This window comes from Vibrio mangrovi (assembly GCF_024346955.1).
Taxonomy (GTDB): domain Bacteria; phylum Pseudomonadota; class Gammaproteobacteria; order Enterobacterales; family Vibrionaceae; genus Vibrio; species Vibrio mangrovi.
The window spans coordinates 679,997-700,835 of the sequence record NZ_AP024883.1 but is presented as its reverse complement, the minus strand read 5'-3'; the positions used below and the strand labels follow the sequence as shown (position 1 = coordinate 700,835).

At 47.0% G+C, this 20,839-nt stretch carries 23 protein-coding genes; 18 read left to right on the top strand and 5 right to left on the bottom strand.

Features of this window, described 5'->3' with window-relative positions; translation table 11 throughout:
* Nucleotides 1-48 precede the first annotated feature (48 nt).
* Entirely contained in the window at nucleotides 49-1,038 is a 990-nt protein-coding gene (gene acuI / locus OCU74_RS03120; RefSeq protein ID WP_087480206.1) for an acrylyl-CoA reductase (NADPH), read from the bottom strand.
* A gap of 294 nt (nucleotides 1,039-1,332) precedes the next feature.
* Here acuI and OCU74_RS03115 point away from each other — a divergent pair, with 294 nt between their 5' ends.
* Entirely contained in the window at nucleotides 1,333-3,090 is a 1,758-nt protein-coding gene (locus OCU74_RS03115; protein ID WP_087480205.1) for a lysophospholipid acyltransferase family protein, read from the top strand.
* Nucleotides 3,091-3,210: 120 nt separating this feature from the next.
* Here OCU74_RS03115 and OCU74_RS03110 read toward each other — a convergent pair whose 3' ends face one another.
* Together OCU74_RS03110 and OCU74_RS03105 are read right to left on the bottom strand one after the other, a co-directional pair.
* Complete coding sequence (locus OCU74_RS03110; RefSeq protein WP_200807683.1) at nucleotides 3,211-4,275, bottom strand: methyltransferase; 1,065 nt, start codon at nucleotides 4,273-4,275, stop codon at nucleotides 3,211-3,213.
* 30 nt (nucleotides 4,276-4,305) lie between these two features.
* A complete protein-coding gene (locus tag OCU74_RS03105) occupies nucleotides 4,306-4,698 on the bottom strand; it encodes a hypothetical protein (RefSeq protein WP_087480203.1) in 393 nt (130 codons plus the stop codon).
* A 73-nt stretch (nucleotides 4,699-4,771) separates the two neighbouring features.
* Between OCU74_RS03105 and OCU74_RS03100 the strand changes: the two genes are divergently transcribed.
* From OCU74_RS03100 to OCU74_RS03020, 17 genes are read left to right on the top strand one after another with little or no spacing between them, the layout of a single operon-like run.
* Nucleotides 4,772-5,512: a beta-ketoacyl synthase chain length factor gene (locus OCU74_RS03100; protein WP_087480202.1), complete on the top strand. Its 741-nt coding sequence runs from the start codon at nucleotides 4,772-4,774 to the stop codon at nucleotides 5,510-5,512.
* Complete coding sequence (locus tag OCU74_RS03095) at nucleotides 5,500-6,267, top strand: lysophospholipid acyltransferase family protein (RefSeq protein WP_234993559.1); 768 nt, start codon at nucleotides 5,500-5,502, stop codon at nucleotides 6,265-6,267. Before OCU74_RS03100 ends, OCU74_RS03095 begins: the two co-directional genes overlap by 13 nt.
* A gap of 16 nt (nucleotides 6,268-6,283) precedes the next feature.
* Nucleotides 6,284-6,541, top strand: coding sequence for a phosphopantetheine-binding protein (locus OCU74_RS03090; protein WP_087480200.1), 258 nt, complete (start codon nucleotides 6,284-6,286; stop codon nucleotides 6,539-6,541).
* Nucleotides 6,542-6,559: 18 nt separating this feature from the next.
* Nucleotides 6,560-6,817, top strand: coding sequence for an acyl carrier protein (locus OCU74_RS03085; RefSeq protein WP_087480199.1), 258 nt, complete (start codon nucleotides 6,560-6,562; stop codon nucleotides 6,815-6,817).
* The gene (locus OCU74_RS03080; RefSeq protein ID WP_087480198.1) at nucleotides 6,817-7,377 is read left to right on the top strand and encodes a COG4648 family protein; all 561 of its coding nucleotides are present in this window, start codon (nucleotides 6,817-6,819) and stop codon (nucleotides 7,375-7,377) included. The genes OCU74_RS03085 and OCU74_RS03080 overlap by 1 nt, the downstream gene beginning before the upstream one ends.
* Nucleotides 7,378-7,381: 4 nt before the next feature.
* Nucleotides 7,382-8,794, top strand: a complete 1,413-nt coding sequence (locus OCU74_RS03075; protein WP_234993558.1) for an AMP-binding protein — start codon at nucleotides 7,382-7,384, stop codon at nucleotides 8,792-8,794.
* Nucleotides 8,791-9,162: an ApeI family dehydratase gene (locus OCU74_RS03070; protein ID WP_087480197.1), complete on the top strand. Its 372-nt coding sequence runs from the start codon at nucleotides 8,791-8,793 to the stop codon at nucleotides 9,160-9,162. The genes OCU74_RS03075 and OCU74_RS03070 overlap by 4 nt, the downstream gene beginning before the upstream one ends.
* Nucleotides 9,159-10,886, top strand: a complete 1,728-nt coding sequence (locus OCU74_RS03065) for a glycosyltransferase family 2 protein (protein WP_087480196.1) — start codon at nucleotides 9,159-9,161, stop codon at nucleotides 10,884-10,886. Before OCU74_RS03070 ends, OCU74_RS03065 begins: the two co-directional genes overlap by 4 nt.
* Complete coding sequence (locus OCU74_RS03060) at nucleotides 10,879-12,423, top strand: HAL/PAL/TAL family ammonia-lyase (protein WP_390623638.1); 1,545 nt, start codon at nucleotides 10,879-10,881, stop codon at nucleotides 12,421-12,423. Before OCU74_RS03065 ends, OCU74_RS03060 begins: the two co-directional genes overlap by 8 nt.
* A complete protein-coding gene (locus OCU74_RS03055; RefSeq protein WP_087480194.1) occupies nucleotides 12,420-12,866 on the top strand; it encodes an acyl-CoA thioesterase in 447 nt (148 codons plus the stop codon). The genes OCU74_RS03060 and OCU74_RS03055 overlap by 4 nt, the downstream gene beginning before the upstream one ends.
* Nucleotides 12,863-13,468 carry a LolA family protein gene (locus OCU74_RS03050; RefSeq protein ID WP_087480193.1) on the top strand — a complete coding sequence of 202 codons (606 nt, stop codon included), beginning with the start codon at nucleotides 12,863-12,865 and terminating at the stop codon, nucleotides 13,466-13,468. The genes OCU74_RS03055 and OCU74_RS03050 overlap by 4 nt, the downstream gene beginning before the upstream one ends.
* Complete coding sequence (locus OCU74_RS03045) at nucleotides 13,440-15,788, top strand: MMPL family transporter (RefSeq protein ID WP_087480192.1); 2,349 nt, start codon at nucleotides 13,440-13,442, stop codon at nucleotides 15,786-15,788. Before OCU74_RS03050 ends, OCU74_RS03045 begins: the two co-directional genes overlap by 29 nt.
* Nucleotides 15,788-16,459 carry a DUF3261 domain-containing protein gene (locus tag OCU74_RS03040; protein WP_087480191.1) on the top strand — a complete coding sequence of 224 codons (672 nt, stop codon included), beginning with the start codon at nucleotides 15,788-15,790 and terminating at the stop codon, nucleotides 16,457-16,459. Before OCU74_RS03045 ends, OCU74_RS03040 begins: the two co-directional genes overlap by 1 nt.
* 32 nt (nucleotides 16,460-16,491) lie before the next feature.
* Nucleotides 16,492-17,679, top strand: coding sequence for a beta-ketoacyl-[acyl-carrier-protein] synthase family protein (locus tag OCU74_RS03035; RefSeq protein ID WP_087480190.1), 1,188 nt, complete (start codon nucleotides 16,492-16,494; stop codon nucleotides 17,677-17,679).
* Nucleotides 17,672-18,142 carry a hotdog family protein gene (locus OCU74_RS03030; protein WP_087480189.1) on the top strand — a complete coding sequence of 157 codons (471 nt, stop codon included), beginning with the start codon at nucleotides 17,672-17,674 and terminating at the stop codon, nucleotides 18,140-18,142. Before OCU74_RS03035 ends, OCU74_RS03030 begins: the two co-directional genes overlap by 8 nt.
* Nucleotides 18,139-18,864 carry a 3-ketoacyl-ACP reductase FabG2 gene (locus tag OCU74_RS03025; protein WP_087480188.1) on the top strand — a complete coding sequence of 242 codons (726 nt, stop codon included), beginning with the start codon at nucleotides 18,139-18,141 and terminating at the stop codon, nucleotides 18,862-18,864. The genes OCU74_RS03030 and OCU74_RS03025 overlap by 4 nt, the downstream gene beginning before the upstream one ends.
* Nucleotides 18,861-20,087, top strand: coding sequence for a beta-ketoacyl-ACP synthase (locus OCU74_RS03020; protein WP_087480187.1), 1,227 nt, complete (start codon nucleotides 18,861-18,863; stop codon nucleotides 20,085-20,087). Before OCU74_RS03025 ends, OCU74_RS03020 begins: the two co-directional genes overlap by 4 nt.
* Before the next feature lie 43 nt (nucleotides 20,088-20,130).
* Here the strand turns inward: OCU74_RS03020 and OCU74_RS03015 are convergent, their stop codons facing one another.
* Complete coding sequence (locus tag OCU74_RS03015) at nucleotides 20,131-20,565, bottom strand: hypothetical protein (RefSeq protein ID WP_087480186.1); 435 nt, start codon at nucleotides 20,563-20,565, stop codon at nucleotides 20,131-20,133.
* Nucleotides 20,566-20,569: 4 nt separating this feature from the next.
* Complete coding sequence (locus tag OCU74_RS03010; protein ID WP_143693153.1) at nucleotides 20,570-20,812, bottom strand: hypothetical protein; 243 nt, start codon at nucleotides 20,810-20,812, stop codon at nucleotides 20,570-20,572.
* Nucleotides 20,813-20,839 lie beyond the last annotated feature (27 nt).

Sequence of the window (20,839 nt, the reverse complement as noted above, 5' to 3'; positions counted from 1 at the left end):
CTGTATAAAAGAAACACAACCGGGGACAAATGTCCCCGGTGCACTCAATTACTCCTGATTGACATCGACAACAACCCGGCCTTTTACTTTTCCTTCCAGTAAAGACTGGGCGGTTTCAATCACATCCGACATACCGATCGTCGTACTGGCCTGAGCAATCAGGTCTGAATCAATCAGACCAGCAATTTTCTCCCATGCCAGACGTCTTGTTTCCATCGGACACATCACGCTGTCGATTCCAGCCAGTGTCACACCCCGGAGAATGAATGGTGCAACAGTGGCCGGGAAATCCATCCCCTGAGCCAACCCACAGGCAGCAACCACACCACCATAGACCGTTGAAGCACAGACATTCGCCAGCGTATGACTGCCGACAGAATCAATGGCTCCGGCCCAACGTTCTTTCGCCAGTGGTTTTCCCGGTTGAGACAGACTCTGCCGGTCGATGATCTCTGATGCACCCAACTTGTGCAGTCGCTCTGTCTCTTCCGGACGACCGGTCGATGCAACCACCTGATAGCCCAGCTTCGCCAGAAATGCGATAGCAAACCCACCGACACCGCCATTTGCCCCGGTCACCAGAACCGGACCGCTCTCCGGCAACACACCATGCTTCTCCAACGCCATCACTGCCAGCATCGCTGTATAACCTGCGGTTCCAATCGCCATAACATCATAGGTGCTCAGTGTCTGCGGAACCGATAGTAACCATTCTCCCGGGACTTTCGCTTTCTGCGCCAGACCGCCCCAGTATTTTTCACCCAATCCCCAGCCATTGATGAATACCCGCTGGCCCGCAGAGAAATCAGGATTCCGGCTCGATTCAACAACACCGGAAAAATCGATTCCGGGAACCAGAGGAAATGTCCGGACAACCGGAGAACTCCCGGTAATTGCCAGCCCGTCTTTAAAGTTCAGAGTGGAATATTCCACTCGCACCGTGACATCGCCATGTTCAGGAAAGTCCTGGTCCTGTAAGGTTTTCAGAGAACATTGGTAGTCATCGCCTTGCTTGTCGATATAAATAGCCTGAAACATAATTTCCCTCTGGTTAATCTCTGTTGATTCGGTTGAAAGACAATTATAGACCGATCGTCTACAAATATAAGAAGACCATAAAATGTTCAGTCGGTAACTGCAAGATAAAAGGCTGTACAGCGAAAAATGAGTGCACCATATTTGATATATATCAAACTGAATTCAACCTTCCGCTTACCAGAGCAAGCCGTCATCAGAACGTCACCGTCATGACATGAAAGCCTCATAAAACTGAAGCACCTTTGCAACAAAGCCCCTATAGCATGATGATCAGAATAATGATTCGAGGTTGATATGCTAGCGAACAGTCCTTTTAAGCTTCCTAAAAAGACGCCATTTGGGGTCGGAGAACACATTGCAGAATGGGCAACAGGCTTAACGAAACTGGATAAGTTTTATGCGCAGCGTCCGGCAGGATGTGATACCCAGAAATTTCTGAGATTCACACTCGAAATTCTGGGTATCGATTATCAGATTATCAAAGGTTCTCTGAGTCAGGTTCCTGCTTCTGGGCCGACGGTTGTGGTTGCCAACCACCCACTCGGCTGTGTCGAAGGCGTAATTCTCGCCGAGATGCTGCTACAAATCCGTTCAGATGTACAAATTCTTGCTAATCATTATCTGAAAACAGTTCCGGAACTCGACTCCCTGTTTATTGGAGTTGATGTTTTCAATACCAGTCAGGCACAGCGGGCAAACCGAACAGCAATGCGCGCAGCTCACCGGCACCTGGAACAGGGCGGCTTACTCTTGATTTTCCCTGCCGGAGAAGTGTCTCATCTGGTCGATATTAAACAGCAGCGGCTTCAGGATAAGACGTGGAGTAACTCCGTCAGCCGCCTGATAAAAAAACATCACGCAACGTCAGTGCCCATTTTTATTAACGGGCAAAACTCCAGGCGTTTTTATATGGCCGGGAAAATCCACCCGCTGTTGAGAACGCTGATGCTAGGGCGGGAATTACTCAATAAAAAATCCCGCGCAATTGAGATCGCCATCGGCCAACCCATTCAGTATAAAGAAATAACACCGCTGAATGACGAGCAGTTAGTTCATTACCTGCGTTTTAATACTTATCTGCTCAATCCGGCCACACAAAAACAACGTAATAAGCAAGAAGGCGATCTCACCCTGCCACCGATTGCCCCGCGACTCCCACTTGAAGAACTCAAAAGTGATCTTGCCCGGTTATCCGCTACAGAGCTGATGCTGCAATACAACGAATTTGATGTGTATTGTGCCAAAGCCGAATCGATTCCCTGCATCATGCATGAAATCGGCCGGGTCAGGGAAATGAACTTCCGTCAGGTTGGTGAAGGAACAGGGCTGGCTTTAGATATCGATAAATTCGATCGCTCTTATCTGCATCTGTTTATCTGGGATCGTGAAGCAGATCAACTAGTCGGTGCGTACCGTCTGGGGCTTGTGGATCAACTGATGGCAACCCATGGTCTGGCCGGACTCTATTCCAGCACTTTGTTTGATTACGATCCCCGTTTTATCCATCAGATGGGTAAAGCGATAGAAATGGGACGCTCAGTCGTCGCGCAACCCTATCAGAAAAGCATGGCTTCACTGCTTCTGCTGTGGAAAGGGATCGCAACCTTTGTGACCCGGAATCCTCAGTACACCCACCTGTTTGGTCCGGTTAGCATCAGCAATGAATATAGTGACGATGCCCGTCAACTGCTGGCCCAGACCATGACTCTAAATTACTACGATCCTGAGCAGGCTCAGTTGGTCAAACCAACCAACCCACTGCCAAAACGCAAACACCATGACTGGAATATTCATTTGCTCAGTGCACTGGCTGATTTGCAACTGCTGTCGAAAGTGATTGCCCGGATAGACGAAGGCAAAGGCGTTCCTGTCCTGCTACGCCAGTATCTGGGACTGAATGGCAAATTTGCCTGCTTCAATGTCGACCCGGATTTTCATGATTCGCTGGATGGTCTGATTGTTGTCGATCTCCGTCAGGTTGCCGAAAAAACCCTGACACGCTATATGGGCAGTGCTCCAGCCAAAGCCTATCTGGCGCATCACGCCATCTAACTGTTTTCATTTAAAATAACGGTTATCACCTGAAATCTTTATCAGGTGACAGAATACAAAAAATAACGGCCTTCATGATTATCCTGTCATGAAGGCCGTTTCGTTTATTTAGTGATATTTTTATATCTTCAGTTTCAGCAGTGTATGCCCTAAACCGATATGATCGATTTTCTCAATAACATTCAGGCCCGCTTCAGCCACAATCTCAAGAAAATCATCGCTTCGGTAGAAACGACTGTTCCCATTTGCCAGACAGGTAAAATACAATGAAGTCGCATTCAGGCTGTAAGAAGCCACTTCATACTTCTGGGCATCCCAGAACAATTCTAAAATATATACAGTGGAACCCGGAGTTAACTTTTCCCGCACCCGCTTTAAGATACTCAGAATTTCCATCGGAGAAAAACAGTCCAGAAACTGGCTCATCCACCAGACATCAGCATGCTCAGGAAGTTGTTGGCTCTTATCCAGCATGTTGGCAGCAAACGGATGAATCCGGTTGGCAAAACCATTCTCTTCGGCATTCTGCTGTGCAACTTGCAGCTGTTGAGGTAAATCAACGATTGTCACCTGTACATCCGGATTATGCCGACAGCATTGGATCGCCCATTTCCCGGTATTTCCACCGATATCGACAATATGTTTCGGCTGTCCGGCAAAAACTTCCTGTAGCAAAACAGGGAAAGAGCGGTCAGAATAAAAATGGTCAAATTTAAACCAGCTTTCCTTTGCTTTTTCCGGCAATGAAGGAAGCCCCTGATAGATCGTTTCCCAATCACCAAAAACTTTCAATCCCGATGGTTTGCCCTGTTGTATCGCTTCGGTCAGATGACTCATCGCGTCGTAGCAAACATCAGCGGTGAAATCCATGTTTGCCTGAGTCATACCATCATGGAGCAGAAAGAAACCCATATTTGCCAGTGAGTAATTCGGCTTATTCCAAAGCGCGATATGTGCACTCACTGCCATATCAAGTAACACTTTGATTCCGTATTCAGAAACTCCGGTTGATTGGGCAATTTCTTTTGCAGATAAACCTCCGTTTCCCGCTTCATCTAAAACAGCAAGAATACCTAATTCTCTGAGAGACCGGGCAGTCTGGAACACAACCGGTGAAAAAGAAAGTTTCTGAGCTTCTGTTTTCGCTTCTAAAGCATTGTAAGGATCAATATTTGTATTTAACACAGGAAATCCAATTAGTTATAGATAATACGACTATTTCTTCGAAGCGATATACATTAATTGTTTCTTAATATCATCGTTTAAATAACTGATCCAACGGTTATAGTTTCTGTGGATGTTCCCATCTTTAGCTTTCAGATTATTCGATTTCACATAGATAATTGAATAATGTTTTTGATCATATGGAATTTCTATCTCCGCGAAATGAGAACGAACAAATATAGATGCCGATAATTTTCCTTTTCCATCTTCTTTAATTGTCCAGCCTCGTTGCATTGCTGAATTAACGATAGCTGTTTTAACTTGTTTGAGTGTAAGATTATATGCAACCGGTTCATCATTAATATCCATAATCGGCTGAACACGACTGCAACCAACAATAACTAGCGCTAAAACAAGCGAGATAGTAAACTTATAAAAATTCATGTATAACCGCCTTTATTTAATACAAGAAAAGTTGTTTTAGTATTTCTTTTTAAAAATAATAAATCAATATGTTATGTCGAAATATTCTCCGTTACTCTCATTCAATATAAATTCCTGGGCAGCAAACTCTGAAGGTTTCAGCCAGTTACAGGACTGGTATACCTGGTCTCAATCTTTACAATGGCCGGAAAGTACTCCGCTTCAAACCCATCTGATTCCCCCGATGATGCGGAGAAGAATGAGTCATTTAAGTAAATTGGCGGTACAAACAGCATTGCACTTCATGCAGAATCACTCTATCCATTATCTGGTGTTTTCCAGCCGTCATGGCGAGCTGACCAGAAGTGCAAAGATCATTGAGGATATACTCCGGGGGGAAGATGCATCTCCGATGGCGTTTTCACAGTCAGTTCATAATTCAGCAGCCGGATTATCAACCATTGCATGCCAGCAACCGATACCTCTGACTTCAATATCAGCCATGGATAACACGTTTCACAGCGCGATTCAGGAAGCGTGGATATATCTGCAGCAAGAGCCTGAACATCAGGTCCTCGTGGTTGACTTTGACGAACCACTCCCTGAGCCCTATCACATTTATGAAGAAGATGAATATCGGGGATATGCATTAGGCTTACTCCTCTCATCAGGAAAAGACTGGGAACTCACATCACAGAAACAGAGCTCATCACCTGGTAAACCGCTTCATCTGCCGCAAGGATTAACGTTTCTCTGCCATTATCTTAATAACGAATCAAGCTGGTGTATCAATGGCAGTAATCAGCAGTGGAGATGGCAGCGATGTGGCTCGTGATCAATCGATTCTGGCGATTACTCGCAACTGCCGTCTGTTTCGGTATCTTCGGTCTCGGAGGACTGATTATCAGCTTTATCCTGATTCCCCTCATTCGTATATCTTGTCCAACTCAGGAGAAGCGCGAATATCGGGTACAGGCGCTCATCCGTCTGGCATTCTCTCTTTTTTGTAAGATTATGAAGTTTTCCGGCGCCATGGATTACAAATTTTCCGGTATCGAGAAACTGACCAATGATCGCCACTGTCTGCTCATTGCCAATCATCCGACATTAATCGACTATGTGCTGATCACATCACAGTTAAAACAGTGTGACTGTTTGGTTAAATCCGATATCTGGTCAAATCCATTTATCAAACACATTGTCAATGCTGCCGGATATATTCCGAATAAAACTCCGGATGATTTGATAAAAGCCTGCGAAACACGCCTGAATAAGGGAAATGTTCTGCTAATATTCCCGGAAGGTACACGGACCACACAGGGAAAATCCCCAACCTTACGCAGAGGCGCAGCTCAGGTTGCCATTCGTACACAAACAGATCTCAGAATTATTCATATTAGTGTATCTCCAAGTTTTCTCACCAAAGAAAAAATGTGGTATAAAGTGCCCCGGGAGAAACCGGTTTTCCATATCGAAGTAAAAGATAAAATCGAAGTCCGGAACTTTATCCAAGAAACGGATAATCCAACCCTTTCAGCCAGACGATTGAATAACTATCTGGCTGAAGTTATTTTTCCAAATCATCAATGACGGTAAGTAGGTCGCAGTGGAAGTACTACATAACGAAATTAAACAACTTATTATCGATGCATTAAACTTAGAAGATCTCACCATTTCGGACATCGATACAGATGCACCTTTATTTGGTGATGGACTTGGGCTTGATTCTATCGATGCTCTGGAATTAGGGCTAGCTATTAAGAAGAAATTTAATATTCTAATTGATGCAGATGATACGAATGCAAGACAGTATTTTGCATCAGTAGCCAATCTGGCAAATTATATCAGTTCTCAATCAAATTAATCGTAAGTAGTGCCGAGTATGACAACCGTAAACAAAGAGCAGATTTTCACTCAAATTAAAAATGCATTGGTTGAGCTATTTGAACTGAATGAAGATGAAATAAAACCAGATGCACATTTATATGAAGATTTGGATCTGGACAGTATTGATGCTGTTGACTTAGTCGTTCATTTGCAAAAAGTTACCGGAAAGAAAATTCAGCCAGATGAATTTAAAACAGTAAGAACCGTCAATGATATTGTCGTGGCTGTCGAGCATTTATTAGAGAGTAAATAATGTACCGATTGCTGGCAATTCTGTCTGCAATTTGCCTGCTTGCTTATCCGTTTATTATCTATTTAGGGCTAAATGAACAGAAACTGAAAATAATCAGTGGACTACTGATTTTTCTTTTTCTGTTCAGAATATTTACCAGCCGCCAGACAAAGGTAAGAGAGCTCCGGATACTCGCTTTGGGCAGTGCAATGATTGGTATTATATTAATATTACTGAGTGCAATATTCAGAAATCAGGGGTGGCTGAAATTTTATCCGGTTGCAGTGAATTTTTGTATGCTGATTCTATTTTTAAGCAGCATCATTCGTCCACCCACAATCATTGAGCGATTAGCCCGTCTGAAAGATCCGCAACTGCCACCGGCAGGAGTCCGTTACACAAGCAGAGTCACGACAATATGGTGTGGTTTCTTTGTGCTGAACGGGAGTATTGCCCTGTATACATGCTTTCAGCCTATTTCTGTATGGACTTTATACAATGGCTTAGTGAGCTATTTTTTAATGGGAAGCCTGCTTTTGGGTGAGTGGGTCATACGACAATTCATTCTCAGGAATTCATAACATCATGAATGCTGCCTTCCGTCCACTCAGTCGGTTATTCGATAATCAATGCTCAAATGTCTGCCGTACTGCGGACCATATCGTCTCATATGATGGCCCCGAACTCCGGTATGACTGGCAAACATTTACCGACAATGTTGTATATACCTATCAGCAATTGAAACAGACTCCGGCTAAGCGTATCGCCATATGCTGTATTGATAGCTACTTTTTCACCGTCGGTTTCAGTGCCGCTTGTCTGGCCGGTAAGCATCTCATTTTACCGGGAAACTATCAGCCCGAAGCACTTTCGGCGCTTTCTGACCAGTTTGATCTGCTCCTTTGTGACGATCTTTTCCATCCTCCGGAAAACCTTGTCCACCAGCGAATCACGACTCAAACGACGCCAACATCATTTCATAGTGCTTTCCAGCTTCCGGAAATAAAACCGGAAGAAACTGCTATTACGATGTTTACTTCAGGTTCAAGCGGGACACCCAAAGCCATCGCGAAAACACTCCATCAGCTTGAAACTGAAGTGGCAACACTGGAACGGTTATGGGGCGAACACATTGCCGGGAGTGTGATAGAAAGTACGGTCTCTCACCAGCATATCTATGGGTTGCTGTTCCGGATTCTGTGGCCGCTCTGCTCTGGCAGAGCCTTTTCAGCCAGAAATCTGGAATATCCGGAACAGATCATCAACAGGCTATCGGCAGATACAACACTGATTAGCAGCCCAGCGATGCTAAAACGTTTTCCGGATGGAATATCTTCAGCATCAGCCAGAGCCGTGTTTTCTTCCGGTGGCCCGCTTTCTTTTGCTACCGCAGTTCAAATCAATCGGCTGTTAGGTCATTATCCGGTGGAAATATTCGGCAGTACGGAAACCGGAGGAATCGCCTACCGTCAACAGTATCAGGACGGTCAACTCTGGACACTCTTCCCGGACATTCAGGCTCATACCAATCATGAAGGATGCCTCTGTCTGCTTTCCCCACACGTTACACCTGACCTGTGGTATCAGAGTTCTGATATCTGTCAGTTCCATTCTCAGCGTCAGTTTGAGCTCAAAGGACGCACAGACCGTATCGTGAAGATTGAAGAAAAACGAGTCTCGTTAAGCGAAGTCGAACAATGCATCGACAATCTCAAGTGGATTCAGGAAAGTACGGTGATTTCTCTTCAGGAAGAAAAACGGCTTATTCTGGCTGCAATGCTCGTACTAAGTCCTCAGGGAGAACAACAGCTTTTATCTCAGGGAAAAGGCCGATTCTGGATTCAGCTCCGTCAGGAATTACGTCAATGGCTTGAGCCGGTCGTCATTCCTAAACGATTCAGAGTCGTTCATGAAATCCCGGTAAATAGCCAGGGGAAAAAGCAACTTTCTGAAATCAGAAAACATTTTGAGACAACACCGGGAAATCAGGACATATGATGAAAACCAAACCAACACTCCTGACAACAGATATCCAGTCCGATAGTGTAACTTTAGCTTTGTCTCTGGATGCAGATATTGTCTATTTCTCCGGCCATTTCACACAATTCCCACTACTACCGGGTGTCACCCAGATTGACTGGGCCGTTCACTATGCCAGAGAATATCTCAACTTATCCGGGCTGTTTCAGGGAATTGAAGTCGTTAAATTTCAAGAGCCTATATATCCAAACACTCAGGTTATTCTGACTCTGGAGTGGGATGAAAGTAAAGAAAAATTAACCTTCCGCTATACTTCAGCTCATGAGCATGAGAGCTCCCCGAAAGTTCACGCCTCAGGAAAAATAAAATTGAGGTCAGCGACGTGAGGAACAATTTTCAGGATAATTATCGTCCCTGCTTTCTGATTCCCTGCTATAACCACGGTGATACCGTGTCACAGGTGATATCGTCATTATCAGGCTTTAACTATCCTATCCTTCTGGTTGATGACGGAAGTCATGAGGCAACCAAAATAGTGCTGGAAGAAGTTGCCGGACAACCTCATATTGAGCTGCTCACTTTACCTCATAATCAGGGTAAAGGCGGTGCAGTAATGGCCGGGATACATCATGCGAGTCAACTTGGTTTTACTCATGCAATCCAGTTGGATGCCGATGGTCAGCACGATGTCAACGCTCTCCCTAAGCTAATTACTGCTTCGCAGATGCATCCGGAACATCTGATTTCCGGTCAGCCGATGTACGATGACAGTGTGCCGAAATCCCGGTTATACGGGCGCTATGTCACTCATGTCTGGGTATGGATAGAAACATTATCACTGGCTATCAAAGACAGTATGTGTGGTTTTCGCGTATATCCTCTTCGTACAACAGCAGAAGTTATCGCCCAAAATTCAATCGGCACCCGCATGGATTTCGACATTGAAATTCTGGTCAGAATGTACTGGAAAGGTGTTGAGATTGATTTTATTCCAACTCAGGTCATTTACCCGGAAGGCGGCATTTCTCATTTTAATGCACTGAAAGATAATCTCAGAATCAGTTGGATGCACACGCGTTTATTTATGGGGATGCTACCCAGAATTCCCCGTCTGCTGGCCCGTCGTTTTCACCATTCCGGTGTTCAGAAAAACGCACACTGGTCAAGACGGCAGGAAGCCGGCACCGTGCTGGGAATTAAGACCCTTCTCTTTATCTATCGGTTACTGGGAAGGAAAGTATTCAGCGCGATTCTTAAGATCGTCATTTATTACTACCACCAGACCAGCCAGCAGGCAAAAGAGGCATCAGAACTTTATCTGCACAATTTACGCGACTATGCCCACCAGAAGCACTTACCCGTGCCGGAAAAATTGTCCAGCTACCGACACCTGCTTTCTTTCGGCTATACCATGCTCGATAAACTGGCAGCCTGGCATGGCGATTACTCTTCCGAACATCTGACAATTCATGGTCAACAGAATTTTCAACAAATAATTGATGCCCGCCATGGCGTTCTGGTTCTGGGATCTCATCTGGGAAACATCGAACTGTGCCGGGCTCTCAGTCAGCATTATACCCATCTGACAATCAATGCACTGGTATTCACACAACATGCCGAACGATTTAACAGCGTGATGAAAGCTGTTAATCCGACTTCCGATCTGAACCTGATACAAGTGACTTCCGTCGGAGCCGAACTGGCTATCTTGCTGAAACAAAAACTGGATCAGGGAGAATGGGTTGTTATTGTCGGAGACCGAACGTCAACCAGTAAAGAAGATCGGGTCATCTGGGCTGATTTTCTGGGAAAACCAGCACCTTTCCCCCAGGGCCCGTTTATTCTGGCCTCACTCCTGAATGTCCCGATCTATACCCTGTTCGGCTTCAGAGATGAACGACAGAACAACCTGCATTTCGATGTTTACTTTGAACATTTCAGCGACGCACTGACCTTACCCCGTAAACAAAGAAAAGCCGCGTTAACTCAGGCCGTTCAACAATATGCGGAACGCTTGGAATACCATGCGATAAGAAACCCACTCCAGTGGTATAACTTTTTTAATTTCTGGACCTTAACAACTGAGCAGAATGAATCGATCCATGAATGAAACCATTACTTTCGGTGCCCGGCGCCTGACAATTGAAGATATTGTAGCCATCGCTCAGGGGGCTGATGCTGCCTTAAATACTTCATCTGAATTTACCGGAAAAATTAATCGCAGCGTTGCTTTTCTCGAACGTCTGCTGGCAGAAGATGGCGCTATCTACGGTGTCACAACCGGTTACGGTGATTCCTGTACTGTGGCGATTCCACCGGAGCTGGTCGAAACACTGCCACTCCATCTGACCCGCTTTCATGGCTGTGGTTTGGGACAGATTCTCTCCAGAGAACAGGCAAGAGCAGTCCTGGCTACCAGACTCTGCTCACTATCTCAGGGATATTCCGGCGTCTCTCTGGACTTGCTGAACCAACTCGTCACATTTATTAATCACGATATTACGCCCAGAATCCCCGAAGAAGGTTCCGTCGGAGCCAGTGGCGATCTGACCCCGCTTTCCTATCTGGCTGCAACACTGATCGGTGAACGGGAAGTGATTCATCAGGGAGAAATCCGGCCAACGGCTGAAGTCCTTGAGGCACTGAATTTACCGCCAGTTCGTCTGAAACCGAAAGAAGGTCTGGCGTTGATGAACGGCACTGCCGTGATGACAGCACTGGCCTGCCTTGCCTATCAACGGGCCGAGTATCTGGCCCGCCTCTGTACCAGAATTACAGCCATGGTTTCGGTTGCCATGCAAGGGAACGACTTTCATTTCGACGAATCATTATTCAACGTAAAACCTCATCCGGGCCAACAACAGATTGCAGCCTGGCTGCGGGAAGATCTGGCTGCTGATAACCCGCCCAGAAACAGTGACCGGTTACAGGACCGCTATTCACTGCGTTGTGCGCCTCATGTGATCGCGATGGTTCAGGATGCCCTTCCCTGGTTACGCCAGTTAATCGAGAACGAGCTCAACAGTGCCAATGATAACCCGATCATCGACGGAGAGCAGGAGCGTGTCCTGCACGGCGGGCATTTCTATGGCGGACATATCGCCATGGCAATGGATACCTTAAAAACATCCGTTGCCAATCTGGCCGATCTCCTCGACAGGCAAATGGCACAACTGATGGATTACAAGTTCAACAATGGTCTTCCTTATAATCTGACCGGCGCTGAAGGATCACGCCAAGCTGTGAATCACGGCTTTAAAGCGGTTCAGATCGGTATTTCTGCCTGGACGGCAGAAGCACTGAAGCTAACGATGCCGGCCAGTGTGTTCTCCCGCTCTACAGAGTGCCATAATCAGGACAAAGTAAGTATGGGAACCATCGCTGCCCGAGATTGTATGCGTGTTCTGCAGTTAACTGAACAGGTTGCTTCCGCATCGCTACTGGCCGCAGTGCAAGCCATCAATATCCGACAACGTCATCAGGAGTTGTCATCTCAGGATCTCAGCCGGAATCTGCAAGAAATGCTGGATGAAGTCTGCCGGGAGTTTGAATTTGTCACCGAAGATCGTCCTTTAGAACATGACCTGCGCCATTTTGTTGACCGCATCCAGCAAAGACACTGGAAACTATACCGGAGAGAGCTATGAATCCATCTATTCACCATCTGGAAGTTGATGTCGAAGTCACGACCTCATTTCAGGATGCAGATCCAATGGGAGTCATCTATCACGGCAATTATTTCCGTTATTTTGAAGAAGCCCGCCGGGTTCTTCTGGATGAAATCGAGTATGGTTATCTGGCAATGACAGCTTCCGGCTATCAATGGCCGGTTATCGAAGCAAAAGTGAAATATGTCAAAGCACTGCCATTCAATCACGCCATCCGGATTCATGCCAGAATGACAGAATGGGAAAACCGTCTGCGGATAGATTACACCATCTTCGATACAGTCACCGGGAAACGCATGTGTAAAGCACACACCACTCAGGTTGCCGTATCCATGGCAACCCAGGAAATGTGTTTAGCTTCACCAAAAGTCTTTACCGAGAAAGTCGAGCAGTGGCACAAACATGGAGTTATTCACTCATGATACGTTTCCTGTTTTTCTGCCTGCTGTTTGTCTCACCCCTCAGTCTGGCTGCGGTAAACACACTTCAGGATCTGCAACATCAGTTAGCACAACACCCGCTGATCCGCGGGCATTTTGACCAGAAACGTATCATGGCACTGTTTGAGCAGCCCTTACTCTCTTCAGGACAATTTACCCTGAGTCACTCAGACGGGCTGATATGGCAACAGGATGAACCATTCCCGGTTCATCTGGTCCTGACCCAAAATAAGTTACAACAAACTTTTGCCGATCAGCCTCCTCAGCTCATCACGGCACAAGATAATCCCATGGCTTTTTATTTCAGCCATATCTTTCTGGCTGTTTTCCATGGCGATACCGATCAGCTTACCCGGCAGTTTACACTGACTCTGATCCCCGGAGCCCGCTGGACATTAACACTGACGCCGAAATCAGCACCATTGGATCAGGTATTCGACAGCATCATTTTGTCCGGGCAACAATATATCGACACACTCTCACTGCACGAAGTTCGTGGCGATGTCACCGAAATGATGTTCACTCAGCAAAGCACACAACCAGAGACATTGACCGATGCAGAAAAAGCTCAGTTCAATTTCTAAACGGTTCAACGCGAAATCAAGAACCAACTGGCCTGCCATACTCTGGCTGGTCTGTGTCTTGTTGTGTTCAACATTTCTTATTCAGCGGATTTTCTTCACAACAGCTCAGCCATTTGAAACCAACATTCTCAAACTTTTACCAGGCAACCAGCAAGATCCGTGGGTCGAAAAAGCATTCCGTCAAATCTCTGAACGCATGAGTGATCGTCTGATTTTTATCCTCAGCCAGCATGATGAGAACCGCCTCTATCAGGCTGCCCGACAGTTTGAATCAGCTCTTTCGGCAAGCCATGATTTTACGCAGGTCACAGGGAAAATCTCCGACCAACAACGTCAGCAATGGACACAGTACTATTTCCGTCATCGTTTTCAGCAGCTTTCTCCGGTGCAGCATGAACGCCTGTCCCAACATCCGGAGCAACAGATTCAGCAAGTCATTCAAACCCTGTATAACCCATTCTCCGGAGTGACCGGCCAGGAACTCAGTCAGGATCCATTCCTGCTGTTTCGGGAGTTTCTGACCCAGAATCAGTCACTCAACTCCCGTTTTTCACTCAAAAATAACTATCTCATAGCTCAGGATGGGGAAACACAGTATCTTCTGATCACAGCACGACTGGCACAATCTCCCTATAGCTTCTCAGCCCAGCAAACCGTCGCTCAAATCAATCATTGGGAGCAGCAGATAAAACAGACATATCAGGTGAATACCGACCATACCGGTGTCCTCTTTTATGCTGAATCCGGCACCCGAAGTGCAAAATCTGAGATAAGTACAATTGGGATGTTTTCTCTCATCGGTATTGTTGTCCTGCTGCTGGCCGTATTTCGCAGTATGACGCCACTGTTACTGGCATTACTCTCCGTTTTTACCGGTATTCTGGTCGCTCTGACTGTGGTCATTATAACTTTTGGCAAAATCCATCTGTTCAGTCTGGTAGTCGGAACCAGCCTGCTTGGTATTTCGATCGACTATGCTTTTCATTATCTGACTCACAGGCTAGAGATGGGAGCACAGTGGAACAGTAAGCAAGGAATTCAGCATATACGGGTTGCTATCACACTCGGACTAATCACCAGCCTGATCAGCTATATCGGTCTTCTGATGACACCGTTCCCCGGCCTGAAACAACTGGCTCTGTTTTCAACCACGGGGCTTACCGCAGCTTATCTGACCGTTGTCCTCTGGTATCCGGGTCTGACCAAATCTCCGGCACGAAACGTAGCATTGCCAGGACAGGCACTATTATCCGGCTGGCTCTCATTGTGGCAAAAAAACGGATTCCGCTGGGGCATGCCCGCTCTGATCCTGACCGGCAGTCTGATACTCCTGCCTCATCTGCGTTACGATGATGACATTCGTCAGTTGCAGACTCTCCCACCGGAGCTGAAACAACAGGAAACCCGGATCGCCAGCCTCACGGGAATGCAGGCATCACAGCAATCGCTGATAGTCAGTGCAGAAAACGATGAAGCGCTGATGCAACGTCTGGAAACACTCGACGAACAGTTAGCACAGTGGAAAAAAGATCATCAGATTCAAGGCTACCAGAGTCTGACTCAGGCGATTCATTCGATTCAACGTCAACAGGAAGATTTCCGTCTCATCCGCCAGCTTTACCGGAACTTCGGTCCGGAACTGGCACAAAAGCTTAAACTTTCTGTACCGCCGTCATTGCCTCAAAAACAATTTCAGGCCATATCACTCGCAGATTTTCTCCGGCTGGAAGTATCAACTCCGGTTCGCCTTCTCTATCTGGGAAAGATCGAGCAGCAAAGTGCTGCTGTAGTCCTCTTAAAAGAGGTCACTTCGCCTGAAGTTATCCGTAGCTTCGCCCGGCAGACACCACAGATTCGCTATCTGAATAAAGTACAGGATATTTCTGACCTCTTTAACCAGTACCGGCTCAAAGTTATGGAGCTGCTTGCCGTTGCCATTGTGCTGATTACAGCCCTGCTGATAACACGCTACGGATTCAGACGCACCACCCTGATTATTTTACCGACTTTCATTGCCTGCCTTGCCGGACTCTCAGTCTCGGTGATTGTCGGTGAGCCTCTGAACCTGTTTCATCTACTCGCCTTAATATTAATTCTGGGCATCGGTATTGATTACACGCTATTTTTTGCCGAACAGAAACACGCCCCCGGAACACTACTGGCCATTACCCTGTCAGCCGTCACGACCCTGCTCTCCTTTGGTCTGCTGGCACTCAGTCAGACACAGGCAATTCATGGTTTCGGTCTGACACTGCTATGCGGTATTTTCGTTGTCTGGTTACTTTCACCACTGGCGACATCCTCAAATCCGGAGCATTAATGAAAACGATATCTCTCATCCCGTCTATACTGATTTTCTTCATCCTGTTTTCGCTGAACGGATGTAGTTCTCTGAGCCGGGACGCCGCAGGTCAGGTTGAAATCAGCCCCGGAATAACGGTCCGGCTGCCTTTGCCAGAAAGCCTCGGAAGCCAGTTAACAGCCAGTCAGTTAATTCAGGCAAACTGGACCACAAAACAAGGAGAAAAGCAGAGTAATCAGTTGCCGGTCCGGTTGCAGGTCAGTCCCGGCCAGATTGCTGTTGCAGGTTTTTCATCCTGGGGAACCCGTCTGACTTCACTGAAATATCAGGTCGACGACGCCGGAAAAGTTGAGATTCAGACCCAGACACTGCCCGGTCTTCAGGGACAGTTGCCTGATCCAAAGCAGATATTATTGAACCTGATGTTAACGCTCTGGCCGCAGGAAGCCTGGGAAAAATCGTTACAGCCGATCCACTGGCATATGATTGATCATGACAAGCAACGTATAATCACAGATAATCAAGGCAATAAAATTATTATTATCAATTATGATCAACCCCAGCCATTAGATGGCAATATACAGTTTACCAATCTGAAAATAGGTTATGAGATTCGGATAAAAACCGTTCAGTATCAAATACAAGGGCGTAACGGATCGAAACAGCAAAGTTCAAACGGTAAAGATTAAGAACCAACTAAAGCAGTAAGTATTATCTCTATATGTTTACAAAAGTACCGAACCCTATTTTCATTCAGGCCTGTGGTTTTCATTCTGCGATGGGACAGACTGCCGGACAGATTCACCACACTCTCCGGAGCGGGGTCTGCACTCATATGCTTTCTGACGAGACCATTCTCAACTCAGGGACACCAACAGTGATCGGTCGGGTTGAACAACAACTGCCTGAAATCCCGCCCCATCTCACCAGATATGATTCGCGTAACAATCGTCTGGCTCTTTCGGTACTCAGGCAAATAGAGTCGGCTGTCCAAAAAGCACTCAACACATATGGTCCGGATCGGATTGCCGTACTGATCGGCACCAGTACATCGGGTATTGCCGATGGTGAAGAAGCCTATTCCCGGTATTTAAGCGAGGGGCAGTTTCCGGCAGACTACCATTACCGCAAACAAGAAATGGGCAATTGTAGTCAGTTTATTGCCGACTATTTTCAGATCACAGGTCCATGCTACACCGTCTCAACAGCCTGTTCATCCAGCGGGCGGGCTTTTCTCACAGCCAAACGAATGCTGAATGCAAACCTTGTTGATGCGGTAATTGTCGGAGGATGTGATACGATCTGCCGGCTAACACTGAATGGTTTTAACGGACTGGAAGCACTTTCTTCTACATTGTGCCAGCCATTTAGCCGTTCACGCCGGGGAATCAATATCGGTGAGTCTGCGGCATTGATGCTACTCAGCCGTGAACCGGCAGAAATTGCCCTGCTGGGAGCTGGTGACAGTTCCGATGCTTACCATATTTCAGCACCACATCCGGAAGGCACCGGTGCAGAACAGGCAATGAGAAAAGCCTTACAGGATGCGAACCTGTCTCCGGAAGATATCGGCTACATCAACGCTCACGGCACTGCAACCCCACTGAATGACAAGATGGAAAGTCTGGCAATCCACCGGATATTCGGCGATCAGGTTCCGGTCAGTTCGACCAAACACCTGACCGGTCATACACTGGGAGCTGCAAGTGCAACCGAAGCTGCAATCGCATGGTATATCCTGACAGATGGCCTGCCTCTGCCGGTACAACATTGTCAGGATCAGGATCCGGAAATTCAAATTCAGCTTGTAGAAACCGAAATGACGCTAAAAGGAAAAGCAATTCTCAGTAATTCATTTGCTTTTGGCGGCAATAATGTCAGTCTGGTTTTTGGTAAAATGTATGTCTAATATTCCCGCAATCGAGCAGTTGATCCCACATGACTCTCCGATGATATTTATCGATCATGCAATCGATATTCAGGATGAGTCGGTTCACTGCCAGGTCACTATTGGTGAGAACAACCCTTTCTTCGACACCATATCCGGAACGCTTCCGGCTTATGTCGGACTCGAATTCATGGCTCAGACTATTGCAGCCTGGTCAGGATTTCGCGCTTTACAGTCCGGAGAAAAACCATCCATCGGTTTTTTACTGGGAAGCCGCCGTTATCAGGCAAGCTGTGACACTTTCGCTCAAGGGCAACTGCTGGATATCTATGCCCAGAAAGTTATGGAAGATCATGCCATGGGAATGGCTGTATTTTCCGCTCAGATAGAAAATCGGGGAGAACAACTGGCACAGTGTCAGTTAAATGTTTATCTCCCCTCAACCGCAACACTGCAACAGATGAAACTCAGGAGTCAACGATGACCCGGCAAATACTCGTTACCGGCGCCAGTAAAGGAATCGGTCAGGCGATTGCCATTGCTCTGGCAAAAGATGGATTTACAGTGATCGTTCACTATATGAGTGATGAACAGGGTGCCCGCGATACGCTGGCAGAAATCCAACAACACGGTGGAGAAGGTCGCCTGATTCAGTTTGACATCAGTGACCGGGAAGCATGCCGCCACACTCTCGAATCCTATATTGAACAACACGGCGCTTTTTACGGGGTTGTCAATAATGCCGGGATTACCCGGGATACAGCTTTCCCGGCCATGACTGAACAGGAATGGGATGGCGTTATCCACACCAATTTAGACAGTTTTTATAATGTATTACATCCTTGTGTCATGCCGATGATACGTCTGCGTCAGGGTGGACGGATCGTTACCCTTTCCTCAGTATCCGGTTTGATGGGGAACCGGGGACAGACAAACTATAGTGCCGCAAAAGCCGGTATTATTGGTGCGACCAAATCACTGGCACTTGAACTGGCGAAACGTAACATTACTGTCAACTGTGTTGCTCCGGGACTCATCGAAACCGGTATTGTCGAAGATGAAGTGAGAGAACATACACTTCCTCATATCCCCATGCGCCGTCTGGGGCAGCCTGAAGAGATTGCCAGTTTAGTCAGCTATCTGATGTCCGATTCAGCAGGATACATCACCCGTCAGGTCATTTCAGTGAATGGAGGTTTGGCATGAATCGCAGAGTCGTCATTACCGGAATGTCCGGTGTCACTGCGTTCGGCAATGACTGGGCCAGCATCGAACCCAAATTACGGGCAGGTCGGAATGCAACCCGGCATATGCCATCTTACGAGCAGTATGACGGATTAAACACCAAACTTGCAGCCCCGATTGAGGATTTCGAATTACCGAAGCATTACAAACGAAAACAGGTCCGTGGTATGGGCCGGGTTTCCCGGTTGGCAACCGTTGCGACGGAAAATGCCTTAACGCAGGCTGGTCTTATCGGTCATGAAATGCTCACCAATGGTCAGACAGGTATTGCTTACGGTTCATCAACCGGCAGCACCGATGCCGTCGGAGCCTTTGGCGTCATGCTCAACGAAAATAGTACCCGGGCTATTACAGCAACAACCTATGTACAAATGATGCCTCATACGGCAGCCGTCAATGTCGGGTTGTTCTTCGGTATCAAAGGGCGAGTGATCCCGACCAGTAGTGCCTGTACATCCGGTAGTCAGGCTATCGGTTATGCTTATGAAGCGATTAAACATGGCTATCAGACAATCATGGTCGCCGGTGGTGCTGAAGAGCTATGCCCGACTGAATCAGCTGTATTTGATACCTTATTTGCCACCAGCCTGAAAAACGACACACCACATCTGACACCACGCCCGTATGACAGAGACCGGGACGGTCTGGTGATTGGCGAAGGTGCCGGAACACTGATTCTCGAAGAATATGAGCACGCCGTTCGCCGTGGTGCCACCATCTACGCAGAGCTGGTCGGTTTTGCCAGTAACTGCGATGCGGCTCATGTTACCCAGCCTCAGATGTCAACCATGCAAATCTGTATGGAAATGGCCCTGCAAAATGCCCATTTATCCCCCGACCAAATCGGCTATATCTCAGCGCACGGCACCGCAACCGATCGGGGAGATATTGCAGAAAGCCATGCAACAGAGAATGCATTGGGATATAAGCCAATCAGCTCACTGAAAAGCTATTTCGGTCATACTCTGGGTGCCTGTGGTTCAGTCGAAGCCTGGCTGAGTATTGAGATGATGAATTCCGGCTGGTTTTGCCCGACGATCAATTTAGACAATCTGGATCCGCTTTGCGCCAATCTGGATTATATCGTGGGTAATGGCCGGACATTAGATGTCGAGTACATCATGAGTAATAACTTTGCTTTCGGTGGTATCAACACTTCACTGATTTTCAAAAGATACCGATAATCCAGCGGTTATTCAGCAATAAGGGATTGGCATGCGCCATCCCTTATATTTCTCTTTTCCGGAGTTCAATTTCCAGATCCGACTCTCCCGCCGCCTCAGAAAACTGCACTGAAATCCTGACCGGATGATTAGCAGACCACCAGCGCGATTTTTTTGCCAGCGTCACCTTCGGTTCCTGTTCCGAATCCTGATGTTCAAGATAAGCGTCCAGTTCCAGCGATAGCTTCTCAATCCTGAAAAAACGGCAGGGACACAACATGTATAGCGGGATCCACTGAATCTGATAGCGGATTCCTTCATCGGTCAGATACGGCATTTTTATCCCGACCGGTTTTGCCGTCATGGTGGCATCATCTCCGACAGGGAAATAATCCTGCAACGGTGAGAATTTTTCTTCTTCCGTACGAGCCTTTGCCCGGAGTACATCCCGCATCAGCCATTCTGCCAGCTCGTAGTTTGATTCAGTTCTTTCAGACATCGACTCACCTGCGGTTCAGTTTGGGGTGTTCGCCTTCAGTTTTGAGACCACCAGTCACCATCTGATACTGGTGGTACTTATCCAGCCCCTGACGATAAACCGGATAACTGCTGACAGCCAGAGCCACTGAGCTATGACAAACCGGACAGGAAAAATGAGCCCCGGAAAGCAGCAGCTCAGGTTCGATGAAAATCATGTTCCTTTTACCGTGCTCAAGGCAGGTCGGACAGGGTAATTGCGTACTCATACGGATTCCTCTCACTCAGAATCAAAG

Bases quoted from the DNA above. Each gene is read 5' to 3' on its own strand.
- OCU74_RS03095 (WP_234993559.1), top strand. From the start codon at position 5,500: ATGTGGCTCGTGATCAATCGATTCTGGCGATTACTCGCAACTGCCGTC.
- OCU74_RS03075 (WP_234993558.1), top strand. From the start codon at position 7,382: ATGAATGCTGCCTTCCGTCCACTCAGTCGGTTATTCGATAATCAATGC.
- OCU74_RS03020 (WP_087480187.1), top strand. From the start codon at position 18,861: ATGAATCGCAGAGTCGTCATTACCGGAATGTCCGGTGTCACTGCGTTC.
- OCU74_RS03050 (WP_087480193.1), top strand. From the start codon at position 12,863: ATGATACGTTTCCTGTTTTTCTGCCTGCTGTTTGTCTCACCCCTCAGT.
- OCU74_RS03045 (WP_087480192.1), top strand. From the start codon at position 13,440: ATGCAGAAAAAGCTCAGTTCAATTTCTAAACGGTTCAACGCGAAATCA.
- OCU74_RS03040 (WP_087480191.1), top strand. From the start codon at position 15,788: ATGAAAACGATATCTCTCATCCCGTCTATACTGATTTTCTTCATCCTG.
- OCU74_RS03035 (WP_087480190.1), top strand. From the start codon at position 16,492: ATGTTTACAAAAGTACCGAACCCTATTTTCATTCAGGCCTGTGGTTTT.
- OCU74_RS03115 (WP_087480205.1), top strand. From the start codon at position 1,333: ATGCTAGCGAACAGTCCTTTTAAGCTTCCTAAAAAGACGCCATTTGGG.
- OCU74_RS03100 (WP_087480202.1), top strand. From the start codon at position 4,772: ATGTCGAAATATTCTCCGTTACTCTCATTCAATATAAATTCCTGGGCA.
- OCU74_RS03080 (WP_087480198.1), top strand. From the start codon at position 6,817: ATGTACCGATTGCTGGCAATTCTGTCTGCAATTTGCCTGCTTGCTTAT.
- OCU74_RS03030 (WP_087480189.1), top strand. From the start codon at position 17,672: ATGTCTAATATTCCCGCAATCGAGCAGTTGATCCCACATGACTCTCCG.
- OCU74_RS03025 (WP_087480188.1), top strand. From the start codon at position 18,139: ATGACCCGGCAAATACTCGTTACCGGCGCCAGTAAAGGAATCGGTCAG.
- OCU74_RS03070 (WP_087480197.1), top strand. From the start codon at position 8,791: ATGATGAAAACCAAACCAACACTCCTGACAACAGATATCCAGTCCGAT.
- OCU74_RS03015 (WP_087480186.1), bottom strand. From the start codon at position 20,565: ATGTCTGAAAGAACTGAATCAAACTACGAGCTGGCAGAATGGCTGATG.
- acuI (WP_087480206.1), bottom strand. From the start codon at position 1,038: ATGTTTCAGGCTATTTATATCGACAAGCAAGGCGATGACTACCAATGT.
- OCU74_RS03085 (WP_087480199.1), top strand. From the start codon at position 6,560: ATGACAACCGTAAACAAAGAGCAGATTTTCACTCAAATTAAAAATGCA.
- OCU74_RS03105 (WP_087480203.1), bottom strand. From the start codon at position 4,698: ATGAATTTTTATAAGTTTACTATCTCGCTTGTTTTAGCGCTAGTTATT.
- OCU74_RS03055 (WP_087480194.1), top strand. From the start codon at position 12,420: ATGAATCCATCTATTCACCATCTGGAAGTTGATGTCGAAGTCACGACC.
- OCU74_RS03010 (WP_143693153.1), bottom strand. From the start codon at position 20,812: ATGAGTACGCAATTACCCTGTCCGACCTGCCTTGAGCACGGTAAAAGG.
- OCU74_RS03060 (WP_390623638.1), top strand. From the start codon at position 10,879: ATGAATGAAACCATTACTTTCGGTGCCCGGCGCCTGACAATTGAAGAT.